This window comes from Paramesorhizobium endophyticum (assembly GCF_014640615.1).
GTDB classification, from domain to species: domain Bacteria; phylum Pseudomonadota; class Alphaproteobacteria; order Rhizobiales; family Rhizobiaceae; genus Paramesorhizobium; species Paramesorhizobium endophyticum.
Window position 1 is genome coordinate 108,691 of the sequence record NZ_BMHH01000014.1, and the last position, 14,685, is coordinate 123,375.

The following is a 14,685-nucleotide window of genomic DNA, read 5'->3' on the forward strand; positions in this document are numbered from 1 at the left end:
AGGGGGAATAGATGGAAGCTGCTGCCGCCCCCGTTCTTTCCGTTTCGAACCTGACCACGTCCTTCCTCGCCGATGGGAGCTGGCGCCCGGTCGTGCGCAATGTCTCGTTCGATGTCGCGCCCGGCGAAACCGTGGCTGTTGTCGGCGAGTCCGGGTCCGGCAAGAGCGTGACCTCGCTCTCGATCATGCGGCTTCTGCCCAAGGACAAGAGCCGTATCGAGGGCAGGATTGTGCTTGATGGCAAGGACATTCTCGCCCTGCCGGACAGGCAGATGCGCCATGTGCGCGGCAATGATGTCGCCATGATCTTCCAGGAGCCGATGACCAGCCTCAACCCGCTGTTCACGGTAGGACAGCAGATCAGCGAGGCGCTGCTGTGCCACCAGAATATTTCGCGGGCGGAGGCGAGGGCCGAAACCATCCGGCTTCTGGAGAAGGTGCGCATTCCGGAAGCGAGGGCGCGGTTCGACGAATATCCGCACCGCTTTTCGGGCGGCATGCGCCAGCGCGTCATGATCGCGATGGCCCTGGCGAGCAGGCCGAAGCTGCTGATCGCCGACGAGCCGACAACGGCGCTCGATGTCACCATCCAGGGCCAGATTCTCGATCTCATCAAGGTTCTTCAGGAGGAAGAGGGCACATCCGTCCTCTTCATCACCCATGACATGGGCGTCGTCGCCGAAATCGCCGACCGGACGGTGGTGATGTATAATGGAGAGGCGGTGGAGACCGGCGCGACGGAAGATATCTTCGCACGGCCCAGCCATCCCTATACCCGCTCCCTGCTATCGGCTGTTCCGGTTCTGGGCTCGATGCATGGCCATGCGCGGCCTCTGCGCTTTCCGGTGGTTGACCGCGCCACCGGCACATCCGACATGCCGGAGGAAACCGCCGATACGGTGCAAACGGACAAGTCGCCGCTGCTCGAAGTGCGCAATCTCACCACGCGCTTTGATATACATTCAGGAATGTTTGGCCAGCTTGAGGGGCGCGTCCACGCGGTCGAAAACCTCTCCTTCACCCTCCAGCCGGGTGAGACCCTGTCGCTCGTCGGCGAATCCGGCTGCGGCAAATCCACGACCGGGCGCTCCATCATGGGGTTGGTGAAGTCGCAGCAGGGCGAGGTTCTGCTCAATGGCCGGAACGTGCTGGCCATGGACAAGCAGGAACTGCGCGAAATGCGCCGTACCATGCAGATGATCTTCCAGGACCCGTTCGCCAGCCTCAATCCCCGCATGACGGTCGGCGCGGCGATTGCCGAGCCGTATCTCGAACATAAGCTGGGTACCCGCGCCCAGGCGTGCGAGCGCGTGGCCGAACTCATCGAGCGCGTCGGGCTCACGGCGGATATGGCCGCCCGCTATCCGCATGAATTCTCGGGCGGCCAGCGCCAGCGCATCTGCATTGCGCGCGCTCTGGCGCTCGATCCGAAAATCATCGTGGCGGATGAATCGGTTTCCGCCCTCGATGTTTCGATCAAAGCGCAGGTCATCAATCTGCTGCTCGACCTGCAGACGAGCCTCAACCTCGCTTATCTCTTCATTTCGCATGATATTGCGGTCGTGGAGCGGGTCAGCCACCGCGTCGCGGTCATGTATCTGGGCGAAATCGTTGAAATCGGACCGCGCGCCGCCATCTTTGAAAATCCGCAACATCCCTATACGAAGAAGCTTCTTTCGGCGGTGCCGGTGCCCGACCCGTCGCGCCGCGGCATAACGCGCCCCGTTTCCAACGACGAAATCAAAAGCCCGGTCCGCCCGCCCGACTTCGTTGCTCCTGTCCGCCAATATACGGAAATCACGGCGGGCCATCTGGTTCAGGTGTAGGTGCTGCAGGAATACCCAATCAGGCTGCATCGCCGTCTCCTGTCGAAGACATCGTGCGTATCTTGTGGCCTGGCTGCTGCTTTTAAAGCCGCTTCGACGTGGGTGTGGCTCATATTCCAATTAGCTAACGACGGCTCGGAGTTGGTTCGCGCCCGGGGAGCATTTCCAAACCTGTTGCGAAATGATCGGCGTCGCGGCAATCATCCGCATTTTATCTTCAAATGACTGACTGGGAGAAGTGGCTCAAGCCTATCCCATCTATCCAGGGATCATGAATCTTTACTTGGAGGTGATGAGTGAATCGTCTTTGTCCAAGCCTCCGGAATGTCGCATCCCGTCGGTCCAAAGCTTTACATCTTGGTTCGAACGTTGATAAAAGAGTGCGGGACATTATACGGCGGCTCTAGAGGATCATGGAAGTATATCAAGTATTAGTGAGAAACCAGAAGGATATAGCTATTTTTGCGTCGGTATCCATGTTTTGTTTACACGTCCTTCGCAATTTATCGCCAATTTTTCCGACGTTAACGTGGTTGGTTGCTATTTGGGTAATCATATTATTTAAGTCATATAAGGACATAAATATATCAGGGGGGGTGGTATTTCTTCTGTTCATTCTGTCTATGGCGTATTCTGTTGTTATTTCATTTATCCAAGTCCAGGATGAGGAATACATTGGTGCTATATTGCGATATTCTTTTATGATTCCGTATGTTACAATTTTTGCTCTTGTAATAAATGACGCGCGGTCTCTTAATCTGGCCATTAAGGTTCTTGTATTATGGGTGGCTATTAGTTCTATTACCATTTTGGCTCAGACACTAACTGGGCCGGTATCGTGGTTTGCCGCACCAGCCGAGCGTTCAGGTTCGATAAGATATGCAAGTTTGGCAGGAAGCCTCACGATCATTGGCGTAGTTGGCGGAATCGCTTTACCGCTCGCCTTTTGCCTGTTCCGCACCAGCCTTCTTCAACGCAGCTTGCTCATCGGGATTATCGCAGCGGGAATGCTCGCTAGCCTGCAGAAAGCATCCATCATTAATCTGGTGATATGTTTGGTCGCTGTCTTAGTTTATTATGCATATGTATTAGTTAGAGGGGATAAAAGGGAAATATTGCTTGAGACTCGCGCTCTTTTAGGGATTGTTTCGGTGTTTTTGTTTATTTCTGTCCCGTTTTATTTTATTCCGCCAAAGAGTGGCGCGGTTTTTGCCTCGAGTATCGGAGTAGGCCAGGAGGTAGAAACATCGATAAGTGCGGGAGAGGACAGAGTTTATCTTCCACCCATGAAGGTCGCCTTCGACAGCATCTATGCGAAAGCCGAATCTGGTACGCGCCGGGCAAAGGAGATGTTGATCAGCCTGTATGACGGCACGCCGTCTACCCCCCCACAGCAGAATTCCCAATCGGCTCAACCCATGTCGGATATTGATCCCAGCAATACAAAGTCGGTTACCGCTGAAGGAGAATCGAAGGCCAACAAACCGATCTTTGCGGGCGACGTATCGATTGGGCAAAGTATCCATGACCGCTTTTTTCAGTTGCCGGGAAAATTGTTTGAAAAATATGGAACGCGCTCTATGCTGGTCGGCGTAGGCTTGGTAGGTGGAGCTGGCTCATTGGGCTTCCTGGCCTCTATATGTCCGCCCAACGGCATTGACGCCTGCACGTACAAATATCCCATGGCGCATAACGGTCTGGTTGAACTGATCGCAATGGGAGGCGTACCTCTGCTCCTCTCTTTCCTGCTGGTTTGTGGTTTGTCAGTTGTCAGGCTAACGGCTTTCACTCTTAATGGTGGCGGCGGGGCCGAGCGTACCGGAGTACTTTTCGCACTCCTCCTTCTTCTCATTAACATTCCCATGACCAGCGCAGTTATCATGCAGCCTTATATTGCAGGTTTCCTGTACGCATTGTCGCTCCCCGTCATTTTAAGGCCGCAGATTTTCAAGCCATAGAACTTGCGTCGCGGAGCCTGACGGTCCGCGGCGGGCGCCGTCGTTAGCCGCTGCCAGCGTTAGGAGGGTTTAGAGCCCGTCATTGTTTTGATGAAACCGTTTGGAACTATTCATGCCGTCGTGGTGATTGAATGGGTCGCGGCGTAGCCCTGTGCCGTGAGTGCTCACAGAATCCCCACCTTGAAGGTATGCAAAATCTGGAATTATTTGTAACTACCGCAACTGCCCTGTCTTCGCTTCCACGGCATTGCCAGGAACGGCGACGGAGGCCTCCTCGACAGCGTCATCAAACAAAATGCGTTCAGCGGCGCCGTCGAGATCGTCATACTGGTTGTTCTTGAGCGACCACAGGAATGCGAGGAGACCAAGGCCGCCGAGAAAGAGCGCGATGGGGATAAGAACGGCGAGACTGGTCATTTGGAAGCCTTCTGGGGCATGGGCGCCGGAAACGCCTGGGTGAGTTCCGCCAGCATGCCCGAATCTTTCCGTGCGTGGCCGGGCTTTGCCCACAGCCGCATGGCGTTGCCGACGACGATGATCGACGAGAGCGACATGGCGAGCGCGGCGACGAGCGGCGTCACATAACCCATGACGGCAATGGGCACGGCGAGGAAGTTGTAGCCGATGGCGAGGGCGAAATTCTGCCGGATGAGTTTCTTCGCCTGCCGCGAGACCTCCATGGCGAGCGGCACCGCGCCGAGGCTTTCGCGCAGGAAGACGAAATCGGCGGCGTTGCGCCCGATATCCGCGGCGGTGGCCGGCGCCATGGAGACATAGGCGGCGGCGAGGGCGGGGGCGTCGTTGAGCCCGTCGCCCACCATCAGCACCTTGCGGCCTTGCTGCGCCAAGGCTTCAATGCGTGCCACCTTCTCGCCCGGCAGCGCGCCCGCGATGAAGGCCGGGACGCCGAGCCGGGCAGCAAGATCGGCGGCGGCGTCATAGCGGTCGCCTGAGATGATTTCCATTTCGACGCCGCGGACCTTCAGTTCGGCCACGGTCTCCGCAGCGTCCTTGCGTGGCCGGTCATCGAAGCGGAAGGCGGCCATGAGACGTCCGTCAAGGGAAAGAACGGTTTCGAGCCCGCCATGGGCCGCATCGGCGGCGGTGTTCCCTTCCACCGCCCATTGACGCCGTCCGAGACGCCAGGTCTTGGCCCCTGAAACAGCTTCCATGCCGCAGCCCGGCACTTCTTCGAAATGGTCGAACCGTATGCCTTCGGCGCGCACACTCTTGCCCGCCTGCGCCAGCGCCTTTGCCAGCGGGTGGCTGGAATAGGAGGCGATGAGGGCCGCCTGCGCCAGCATCTCTGGGTCCACATCGCTCGCATTGTTCAATTGCGGCTGGCCCAGGGTCAGGGTTCCCGTCTTGTCGAAAACGACCGTATCGGCGTCGGCCAGCCGCTCCAGCCCGGAGCCATCCTTGACCATGATGCCGTTCTCGAAGAGCCGGCGCGCGGCCATCACCTGAACCATCGGCACGGCGAGGCCCAGCGCGCACGGGCAGGTGATGATGAGAACGGCGATGGCGATGAAAATGGCGCGGTACCAGTCGCCCGTCGCCACGATCCAGCCCAGCGCCGAGAGGAGCGCGATTATGTGTACGGCGGGGGAATAGAATTGCGAGGCCCGGTCCGCGAGGCGGCGATAGCGCGCCCGCCCGCCTTCGGCGGCTTCCATCAGCCGCACCATATCGGCGAGGAAGGATTCGTTCGGCGTCGCGATGGCGGAAAGTGTCAGCGGCGCAGTCAGATTGAGCATCCCTGCGCGGATGACCGAGCCTTGGCGGACCGCCTGCGGCGCGCTTTCGCCCGATACGATGGAGCAGTCGAGCTCCGATGCGCCTTCCTCGACGCGGGCATCCACCGGAGCCCGCTCGCCGGCGGCCAGGATGAGCCTGGTGCCGACCCTGATCTCCGAGACGGGCCTGTATTCCCGTTCACCGTTTTCAGCAATGATGAGCGCACCGCGCGGCACCAGACGCGACAGGCCCTTGACCGCCGACCGCGCCCGCTCCCGCATCATGTGATCCAGCGTGCGCCCGATGAGCAGGAAGAAGAGCAGCGAAACCGAGGCATCGAAATAAGCGTGCTGGCCGTGGTGAATGGTCTCGTAGAGGCTCATGACGAAGGCAAGCGTCACGGCGAGCGAGATCGGCACATCCATGTTCATGTGCCCGCCCTTGAGCGCCGCCCAGGCCGAGCGGAAGAAGATGCGCCCGGAATAGACGAGCGTGGGAGCCGCGATCATGCCTGATATCCAGTGGAACATGTCGCGGGTCGCTTCGTCGGCGCCCGACCACACGGCCACGGACATCAGCATGACATTGCTGGCGGCGAAGCCCGCCACCGCCAGGGCGCGGATAAGCTCCCAGAACGCCTTGTCCTCCCCCGCATCATTCTCGAAGAGGTGGGAGGCATAGCCGAGCTTGCGCAGCGTTTCGGCTACCGGCGGCGGCGCCTTGTCTTCGCGCCAGCGCACCATGAGCCGCTTGGTCGACAGGTTGACGCGCGCGCTTTCGATCCCGTCGAGCTTGCTCATCGCCCGTTCGATCGTCTGGATGCAGGCGCCGCAATGGACGTCTGGAACCGAAAGATCGATCTGGCGCAGGCCGTTTCCAAGCGTCCGGCTTGCAAGCAGAAGCTCTTCCCGCGAGGGGCCTTCGCCAAGCACGGCATCGGGTTCGAGGCCGGGAGCGCAGCAACTCATTGCAGTTCTCCATTGGTAATTTGATGACGCGACACATCGCGGTAAGGCGCATGGCCGGGAATTTCGGCCTCGACATCAATGATCCAGATCCCGTCGCGCACGGCCGTCTGCGCGGAGAAGCCGTCGCCATCGGGCTGGAGCTTTACCGTCATATCCTCGCTCTCATAGGCGGGCCGCTTCAGCGTTACCGTGACGCCCGCGGGCTTCACCGGCGCACCTTCCGCATCGGCGAGGCGATAGGAGAGCTTGCCGCCGCCATAGGTGAGCGCGCCCTGCCAGCCGAGGGCGGACTGTGCCCGGCCAATCGCCGCCTTCTCGTTGAACTGCTGGCTCGCGACATAGGTGTTCTTGACGACGAGGCCGGTCCAGCTCGTATTGGCATAGATGGCCATGGTCACATTGACGGTTATGACGACGCCGAAGAACGAGAGCATGGTGATCAGCATATGGCGGCCGGTGAATTCACGAGGGGCGGAACGCGGCATCATCTTTTCTCCGGTGCGTTGAAAATGGCCTTGTAGGCGGCGCTCTCCGTGCCGCCCTTTTCGGCGACGTGGAACTCGAACGGCGTCATTTCTTCTTTAAGGGAGCCGGCCGGCGCGGCGACGAAAACCCTGAACGTATGGACGCGGTCCGGCGCGGCTTCGACATCGAGCGTTCCGTCCGCCGCCTTTGCGGCGTCGGGAGCGGACATGACCGCATCCGGCAGCCCGGCGATCGATATGGTGAAGGCGCGCGGCTGCGGAACCATGTTGAGGATCTTCACCGTGTAACCGTTGCGGATCGAGCCATCGGACAGCGTCACGAATTGCGGATTGCGGTCATGGAGAACGCTGAGCTCCAGCCGTGTTCTTCCCACCAGCGCGGTGAGAATGCCGACGCCGACCAGCATCCAGACTGAGAAATAGATGATGGTACGGGGCCGCAGGATATGCCCGAGGCGGAAATGCCTAAGCTTTTCCGTCAGCTTGCCCTGGGGGGTGCGGACGAGCGCGGGGGCGATCGGCGTTGTCCCGTTTGCAGTGGCGAGGTCCATATTGTGCTGGTAGTCGACGAGCGTGGCATAGGAGATGAGGCCGCGCTCCTTGCCGAGCTTGTCCATGACATTATTGCAGGCGTCGATGCACAGCGCGCAGGTGATGCATTCCATCTGCTGGCCGTTGCGAATGTCGATGCCTTGCGGACAGACGACGACGCAGGCGTCGCAATCCACGCAGTCGCCGGCGAGGATTCCCGCAGCGGCGCTTTTCTTGGTGCCTCTGGAACGCGGCTCGCCGCGCCAGGCATTATAGGTGACGGTGAGCGAGTCTTCATCGAGCATCGCCGCCTGGATGCGCGGCCAGGGGCACATATAGTTGCACACCTGCTCCCGCATGAAACCGCCCAGGATATAGGTGGTGGAGGTCAGGATGGCGACGGTGAAATAGGCGACGGGCGAGGCCTGCCCGAGGACGAAATCGCGGGCAAGCGTCGGCGCGTCTGCGAAGTAAAAGATCCATGCGCCGCCGGTGGCGACGCCGATGACGATCCAGATCAGGTGCTTGACGAGCTTCTTGCCGATCTTGCCTGATGTCCACGGCGCCTGGTCGAGCTTCATGCGCGCGTTGCGGTCGCCCTCGACGGCGCGCTCGACCACAAGGAAAAGGTCCACCCACACGGTCTGCGGACAGGCATAGCCGCACCATGCGCGCCCGGCCACGGAGGTGATGAGGAACAGCCCCGCGCCCGCCATCACGAGGAGGCCGGCGATCAGCACGAATTCCTGGGGCCAGATCTCGATGAAGAAGAAATAGAAGCGCCGGTTGGCGAGATCGACCAACATGGCCTGGTCGGGAGCGTAGGGTCCCCGGTCCCACCTTATCCACGGCGCCAGATAATAGATGCAGAGCGTGATGGCCATCACCAGCCATTTGATCTGCCGGAATGTGCCCGATGCCCGTTTCGGGTAAATTTTCTTCCGGGCGGCATAGAGCGACTGGCCGCTTGCGGCGGGCTCGGCAACTTTGTTCCTGCTTTTCAGCACTTCTCGCACATTGACCGTCACGGGACGTTCCATTCTTCGATCAGCTTGTCCACCGGCGATATGCCGCCGGTGGACCTGGTTCCTGAAACTTATTGCCCGGCCAGAACCGTCTGGCCTCCGCCGAGCGAATGGACATAGACGGCCAGTTCCTTGACGGTGGTCTCGCCAAGGCGCGCGCCCCATGCCGGCATCACGCCGTTCCTCGGATGCACCATCTGCTGCACGATGGCCTTTTCGCCCGAGCCGTATAGCCAGATGGCGTCTGCGAGATTGGGCGCGCCCATATCCTTGACGGTCTCGGCATCGACGCCCTTGGTCGCCTTGGCGTCGCTGCCGTGGCACGAAGCGCAATTTTCGCTGAAGAGCTTCGCGCCCGCTTCGACCTTATCCGGCGATTTCGGCGTGCCGGAAAGGCTCACGACATAGGCGGCGACCTCGCCCATCTGCTCCGGTGTCAGCACGCCGTCGAAGCCCGGCATTTCCGACTGCCTGGTATCGGTGTCGGCCATATAGCGGACGCCATGGTTGATGGTGGTGTAGATCGACTGGATGTCGCCGCCCCACAGCCAGTCGTCATCGTTGAGGTTCGGGTAGCCAGCGCCGCCCTGCGCGCCGGAGCCGTGGCACTGCACGCAGTTGACCTTGAAGGCAGCCGCGCCCGCCGAGATCGCGAACTGCTTGAGCTCGGGATTGGCGAGGATCTGGGCCACGTCCTCTTGTCTGATCGCCTCGACAAGGCCGGCGCGGGCATCCTCCGCCGCGTTCATCGCGCCGTGTAGCTCGGCGCGGCTGGAATAGCCGAGATAGCCCTTGGTGTTCTCCTTCAGCATCGGCCAGGCCGGATACATGATCATATAGCCGATGGCCCAGACGACGGTGGCGTAGAACGTCCACAGCCACCAGCGGGGCAGGGGATTGTTCAGTTCCCGGATGCCATCCCAGACATGGCCGGTCGTCTCGGTGCCGGTTTGTTCATCGATATGTTTCTCGGTCATGGGATCAATCCTCCTTCAGAGGGATCTGCGCGGCGTCATCCGCCAGCGACTTGGCGCCCGGACGAAAGATGAACAGAATGGAGCCGATGAAGAACAGGAGCATGCCGAGCAGGCCCCAGCTGTCGGCGAAGTGGCGGAGCGTGGTGTATGTGTCCATGTCGGCGCTCCTCAGCGATAGCCGGCGGCATCGTCATAGGTCGAGAAATCGACCAGCGTGCCGAGCATCTGGAGATAGGCGACGAGCGCGTCCATCTCGGTCACGGCCTTGGGATTACCGTCGAAATCGCCCACCACCGCCTTCGGATAGCGGGCCTGCACGCCTGATGTATCCGCCTCGGGATCGGCCTGCGCTTTCAAATCCGCCTCGGCATTGGCGAGCATGTCGTCGCTGTAGGGCACGCCGACCCTGACATTGGCGACCAGCTCGGCCTGGATATTCCTGATGTGGAGCGGCTTGTCCTTGAGGAAGGCATAGCTCGGCATGACCGATTCCGGCACGACGGAGCGCGGCTTGGTCAGGTGCTGGACATGCCATTCGTTGGAATAGCGCCCGCCGACGCGCGCGAGGTCTGGCCCCGTGCGCTTCGAGCCCCACTGGAACGGGTGGTCGTACATGGATTCCGCCGCCAGGCTGTAATGCCCGTAGCGCTCCACCTCGTCGCGGAAGGGGCGGATCATCTGGCTGTGGCAGGTATAGCACCCTTCGCGGATGTAGATGTTGCGCCCGGCGAGCTCCAGCGGCGAATAGGGCCGCATTCCTTCGACCTTTTCGATGGTGTTCTCCAGCCAGAACAGCGGGGCGATCTCCACGATGCCGCCGATGGTCACCACGACCAGCGAACTCAGCAGCAGGAGCGTCGCATTCTTTTCCAGCAAGGAGTGCTTGTTGAGAATAGACATGGGTAACCTCTTATTCGGCTGGCTGAGGGACCGGCGTGGCGCGGGTGAGGGCGGCTTCGTCGCGGATCCTGCCCTTGACGGTCATGTAGACGTTGTAGGCCATCAGCAGCCCGCCGGTGAGGTAGAGGGTCCCGCCGAGCGCGCGGATGACGTAGTAGGGGAACATCGCGATGACGGTTTCGGCGAAGGAGTAGACCAGGAAGCCCTGCTCATCATATTCGCGCCACATCAGGCCCTGCTGGATGCCGGCGACCCACATGGCGGCGGCGTAAAGAACGATGCCGAGTGTGGCGAGCCAGAAGTGCCAGTTGATCATCCGCATGGAATAGAGCCGTTCCCGGTTCCACAGCCTTGGCGTCAGGTAATAGACCGCGGCGAAGGTGATCATGCCGTTCCAGCCGAGCGCGCCGGCATGGACGTGGCCGATGGTCCAGTCCGTATAGTGCGACAGCGAGTTGACGGCCTTGATCGACATCATCGGGCCTTCGAACGTCGCCATGCCGTAGAAGGCGATGGCAATCACCATCATGCGGATGATCGGGTCGGTGCGGATCTTGTCCCATGCGCCGGAGAGCGTCATCAGGCCGTTGATCATGCCGCCCCAGGAGGGCATCCAGAGCATGATGGAGAACACCATTCCGAGGGTCTGCGCCCAGTCCGGCAGGGCGGTGTAGTGGAGATGGTGCGGGCCGGCCCAGATATAGAGAAAGATGATCGACCAGAAGTGCACGATCGACAGGCGATAGCTGTAGATCGGCCGGTTGGCCTGCTTCGGCACGAAATAATACATCATCGCCAGGAAGGGGATGGTCAGGAAGAACGCCACCGCGTTATGGCCGTACCACCATTGCGTCACCGCATCCTGCACGCCGGAGAAGGCCGAATAGCTCTTCGAGCCGAGGAAGGACACCGGTATCGCGAGGTTGTTGATGATATGCAGCATCGCGATCGTCACGATGAAGGACAGGTAGAACCAATTCGCGACGTAGATATGCGGTTCCTTGCGCTTGATGACCGTGCCGAGGAACACGATGAGATAGGCGACCCAGACGATGGTGAGCCAGAGGTCGACATACCATTCGGGTTCCGCATATTCGCGGCTTTGTGTGATCCCGAGCAAATAACCCGTCGCCGCCATGATGATAAAGAACTGGTAGCCCCAGAAGACGAACCAGGCGAGATCGCCGCCGAAGAGCCGCGCGCGTGACGTGCGCTGCACGACATAGAAGGAGGTTGCAATCAGCGCGTTGCCGCCGAAAGCGAAGATAACCGCCGAGGTGTGCAATGGCCGTATGCGGCCGAAATTGAGCCACGGCGCAAGGTTGAGGTCGGGGAAGGCCAGTTGCAGCGCTATGATGACGCCGACGAGAAAACCGACGACGCCCCAGAACACGGTGGCGATCACGCCGTAGCGGATCACGTCGTCCATATAGACGGAGCTATCAGCCTGCTCCTTGCCGGAAACAAGCTTGGTGGTGCGCATCAGAATGACTGTGCCCGCGAGAAGCGTGAAGAACGCCACCCACATATGGGCCTTGAAAAGATCGTCCTGGGCAAAGGCCGCCCCGAGCAATGCCAGGAAGGCGGCTATGCCGAGAGCCACGATCTCAGCCGAGTGCTTGAATGTGTAGTTCATGAATATGTCCCCCAAGGTACGGCGCCTCTAGCGCCCCCCGATGAGCAGAGATCACCGACGACGTCGCGATGCTCGACTGTTAGCGAGGAACGGCCCGCATCACTTGATTTGGGTCAAGCGGGGTATCGTCAGGGGCGAAACGTGGCCCGAAAAGCACAGCATTCCGTGGCGGCTGGCGGTGGGCCGGGGGCGAAGGTACCCGGACTTGCCGTGATTGAGACGCGCCCGGAGAATAATTCGAATAAGCAAACATCTATTCTGTAGATAGACTTGCAAAAACATAATATTGATTCAAATATTAATTCTGTGTAAGGAAATATATAAGTATAGCTTTGACTAAGCGCTGTTTAACGATTCGCTGCGCGCCGGAATACTATAGCTTTCGCGCGATTTCATGACCGGATGAGAAAGTATTGTAAGGGGGAATGATGCGGAAAATCATTCATGCGCCATGGGCCGATATTGTCGGCGCGGATCGTCTTTTTCCAGGCAAGTCCATGAACCGCTCCGGCGCGCGCGCGCGAATTCCGCACAAGCAGCGCCGCCTCCCGCGCTTCTTCCGCGCCGCATTGGCGACGACGTCGGCGCTGGCGATCATGGTGGTGGCATCTGGATCAGCTTTGGCGCAGCCGGTAGCGACGTGGAAAGGCGGAGCCGGAGGGGATGCGAACAACTGGCTTAATGGTGCTAATTGGGACACCGGTACGCCGCCTACCACAGCAAACAGGGTAAATATCTATACGGGAAGTTCGGCCACCGGGAACGACGCCATTCTCGGTGTCGGAAACACAGCGGCGACGGGAACGACCGGTATTCTCGTTGTCGGCCAGACTGGGGTTGCCAGCCTGACCATTCAAGGCGGCAGCATCCTGACGACGACAGGCTATGCACGCACGGGGGGCACCAGTACGGTAATCGTCGACGGGACGAGCACCAAATGGGAAATTCAGGACGGTTTAGGGCTGATCGTCGGCAACAGTTCAGGGGTAACGAGCACGCTAACTATCAGAAATAGCGCCAAAGTGGATGTCACGACCGGCGGGTTCACGCTTGGCTGGGGTTCCAGCACGGACGCGAATCTGAATATCCAGACCGGCGGAGAGTTTTCAACCGGCGAAGCCAATATTGGTGGCCTTAATCCCACGAATCCGACTGGCGGAGGCAAGGCGACGGTTAATGGGGCCAACTCGACATGGACTGTCAACGGCCTTCTGAGGGTGGGCAATGGGGGCACCGGCTCATTGACAATTTCAGGCAATGGAACCGTATCCGTAAAGGGCGCGGGCGGCACGGTCGTTGGGGCTTTGGCTACGGCCAACGGTACGCTCAACATCTCAGGCGGTGGTATGCTGGAGACGACGAGCCTCAGCAAAGGCGCTGGCACGGCGCAGGTGACGTTTGGTGCGGGGGGGATTTTGCGTGCGCTGGCGGACAATACGAGCTTCGTCACTGGCTTCAACGCTGGTGAACTGGTGATCAACACGACCTCAGCCAGCACTGGACTAACCATCGACACGAACGGTTTCAATGTGACCGTCTCCTCTCCGTTCAGCACCAATTCGAATTCCACCGGCTCCCTGGTCAAAACCGGCACAGGCACGTTGACATTGACCAGCGCGGGGAGCGTGCTCGGAGGCGCCCTTGCCGTCACCAAAGGTACTCTTGAGGTTGGCTCCACCACCACGACTGGCGGCATCGAAACGAAAAGCAACATGCATATCAATGCGGATGCCTCGGGCAACACCGCCAGTGTCGTTGTTCAGAATGGCAGTACCTTAAAAGTCGCAGGCGGGTTTAATCTCAATCCGGTTTCAGGAGGTATCTCCAACCTTACGGTGGAGGGCGGCAGCACGCTCACGAGCGGTGCGGTTGAGATGGCAAACACTGCAGGCGCTACGGCCAACGCGACGGTTACGGGCACGGGTTCGACATGGACAGCCACGGGGATGAAAGTCGGGGTGGGCGCAGGCGCCACTCCTCCCGACAAGACCTCGGCCACGGTGAACATCGAAAGCGGCGGCTCGGTAACGGTCGGCATTCTCAATGTTGCGCAGGGCTCAGCCACAACAGAAGGCACCGTGAATGTCGATGGCGCAAATTCGATCCTGACGGTCGGCGCCACGGGCAACACCGGCATTAACCTGACCGTCGGGCAAAATGGCATAGGGGAACTGAATGTTACCAACGATGCAATCGTCACCAACAATGGTGATACAGTTGTTGGAAACATAGCTGGCAGCTCCGGAACGCTCAACATCAACAGCGGCGGCCAGATGACGACGACTGGAACCGCCTATATTTCCGGCCAGCCACAAACTGCTACCGGAACCGGGACCGTGACGGTTTCGGGAAAGAGCGCCACTAGCGGAGCGGCCTCCCATTGGACCGTTGGCGGCTCTCTTTTTGTCGGCAACAGCGGAAAGGGTACGCTCAATATTGAGGACAACGGCGTTGTGACGTCGAGCACTCAAACGATGATATCGCAGGATGCCGTCCAGTCCGATGGTACTCTTAATGTCAAGTCGGGCGGTATATTGGAGACGCTAAAACTGGTGCGCGGCCGTGGAACCAATGCTGTGGTCACCTTCGACGGCGGTACGCTGAAGCCTACGGCGACCAATAATACGGATTTCATCTCGGGC

At 59.8% G+C, this 14,685-nt stretch carries 11 protein-coding genes; 3 read left to right on the forward strand and 8 right to left on the reverse strand.

Features of this window, described 5'->3' with window-relative positions:
* Nucleotides 1-11: 11 nt before the first annotated feature.
* Nucleotides 12-1,826, forward strand: coding sequence for an ABC transporter ATP-binding protein (locus tag IEX53_RS16420; protein ID WP_188825261.1), 1,815 nt, complete (start codon nucleotides 12-14; stop codon nucleotides 1,824-1,826).
* A 596-nt stretch (nucleotides 1,827-2,422) separates the two neighbouring features.
* Nucleotides 2,423-3,784, forward strand: a complete 1,362-nt coding sequence (locus IEX53_RS16425) for a hypothetical protein (protein WP_188825262.1) — start codon at nucleotides 2,423-2,425, stop codon at nucleotides 3,782-3,784.
* 213 nt (nucleotides 3,785-3,997) lie between these two features.
* On the opposite strand, the gene ccoS is transcribed toward IEX53_RS16425, so the two are convergent.
* Genes ccoS through ccoN form a run of 8 tightly spaced genes read right to left on the reverse strand, consistent with a single transcriptional unit; the run spans nucleotide 3,998 to nucleotide 12,043 of the window.
* On the reverse strand, nucleotides 3,998-4,201 hold the full coding sequence (gene ccoS / locus IEX53_RS16430; RefSeq protein WP_188825263.1) for a cbb3-type cytochrome oxidase assembly protein CcoS: 204 nt from the start codon (nucleotides 4,199-4,201) through the stop codon (nucleotides 3,998-4,000).
* Nucleotides 4,198-6,489, reverse strand: coding sequence for a cation-translocating P-type ATPase (locus IEX53_RS16435; protein WP_188825264.1), 2,292 nt, complete (start codon nucleotides 6,487-6,489; stop codon nucleotides 4,198-4,200). Before IEX53_RS16435 ends, ccoS begins: the two co-directional genes overlap by 4 nt.
* Entirely contained in the window at nucleotides 6,486-6,977 is a 492-nt protein-coding gene (locus IEX53_RS16440; protein ID WP_373288676.1) for a FixH family protein, read from the reverse strand. The genes IEX53_RS16435 and IEX53_RS16440 overlap by 4 nt, the downstream gene beginning before the upstream one ends.
* Nucleotides 6,974-8,545 carry a cytochrome c oxidase accessory protein CcoG gene (ccoG, locus tag IEX53_RS16445; RefSeq protein WP_188825265.1) on the reverse strand — a complete coding sequence of 524 codons (1,572 nt, stop codon included), beginning with the start codon at nucleotides 8,543-8,545 and terminating at the stop codon, nucleotides 6,974-6,976. Before ccoG ends, IEX53_RS16440 begins: the two co-directional genes overlap by 4 nt.
* Nucleotides 8,546-8,601: 56 nt before the next feature.
* Nucleotides 8,602-9,507 (reverse strand): cytochrome-c oxidase, cbb3-type subunit III, encoded by a 906-nt coding sequence (ccoP, locus tag IEX53_RS16450; protein ID WP_188825266.1) that lies wholly within the window; start codon nucleotides 9,505-9,507, stop codon nucleotides 8,602-8,604.
* Between the two features lie 4 nt (nucleotides 9,508-9,511).
* Nucleotides 9,512-9,664: a cbb3-type cytochrome c oxidase subunit 3 gene (locus tag IEX53_RS16455; protein ID WP_188825267.1), complete on the reverse strand. Its 153-nt coding sequence runs from the start codon at nucleotides 9,662-9,664 to the stop codon at nucleotides 9,512-9,514.
* 11 nt (nucleotides 9,665-9,675) lie between these two features.
* On the reverse strand, nucleotides 9,676-10,407 hold the full coding sequence (ccoO, locus tag IEX53_RS16460; protein WP_188825268.1) for a cytochrome-c oxidase, cbb3-type subunit II: 732 nt from the start codon (nucleotides 10,405-10,407) through the stop codon (nucleotides 9,676-9,678).
* A 10-nt stretch (nucleotides 10,408-10,417) separates the two neighbouring features.
* Nucleotides 10,418-12,043, reverse strand: a complete 1,626-nt coding sequence (ccoN, locus tag IEX53_RS16465) for a cytochrome-c oxidase, cbb3-type subunit I (RefSeq protein WP_188825269.1) — start codon at nucleotides 12,041-12,043, stop codon at nucleotides 10,418-10,420.
* A gap of 425 nt (nucleotides 12,044-12,468) precedes the next feature.
* Between ccoN and IEX53_RS16470 the strand changes: the two genes are divergently transcribed.
* Nucleotides 12,469-14,685: beta strand repeat-containing protein (locus IEX53_RS16470; RefSeq protein WP_188825270.1), on the forward strand; the 2,217-nt coding region annotated here is incomplete at its 3' end.

Bases quoted from the DNA above. Each gene is read 5' to 3' on its own strand.
- ccoN (WP_188825269.1), bottom strand. From the start codon at position 12,043: ATGAACTACACATTCAAGCACTCGGCTGAGATCGTGGCTCTCGGCATA.
- IEX53_RS16440 (WP_373288676.1), bottom strand. From the start codon at position 6,977: ATGATGCCGCGTTCCGCCCCTCGTGAATTCACCGGCCGCCATATGCTG.
- ccoP (WP_188825266.1), bottom strand. From the start codon at position 9,507: ATGACCGAGAAACATATCGATGAACAAACCGGCACCGAGACGACCGGC.
- ccoO (WP_188825268.1), bottom strand. From the start codon at position 10,407: ATGTCTATTCTCAACAAGCACTCCTTGCTGGAAAAGAATGCGACGCTC.
- IEX53_RS16420 (WP_188825261.1), top strand. From the start codon at position 12: ATGGAAGCTGCTGCCGCCCCCGTTCTTTCCGTTTCGAACCTGACCACG.
- ccoS (WP_188825263.1), bottom strand. From the start codon at position 4,201: ATGACCAGTCTCGCCGTTCTTATCCCCATCGCGCTCTTTCTCGGCGGC.
- IEX53_RS16455 (WP_188825267.1), bottom strand. From the start codon at position 9,664: ATGGACACATACACCACGCTCCGCCACTTCGCCGACAGCTGGGGCCTG.
- ccoG (WP_188825265.1), bottom strand. From the start codon at position 8,545: ATGGAACGTCCCGTGACGGTCAATGTGCGAGAAGTGCTGAAAAGCAGG.
- IEX53_RS16435 (WP_188825264.1), bottom strand. From the start codon at position 6,489: ATGAGTTGCTGCGCTCCCGGCCTCGAACCCGATGCCGTGCTTGGCGAA.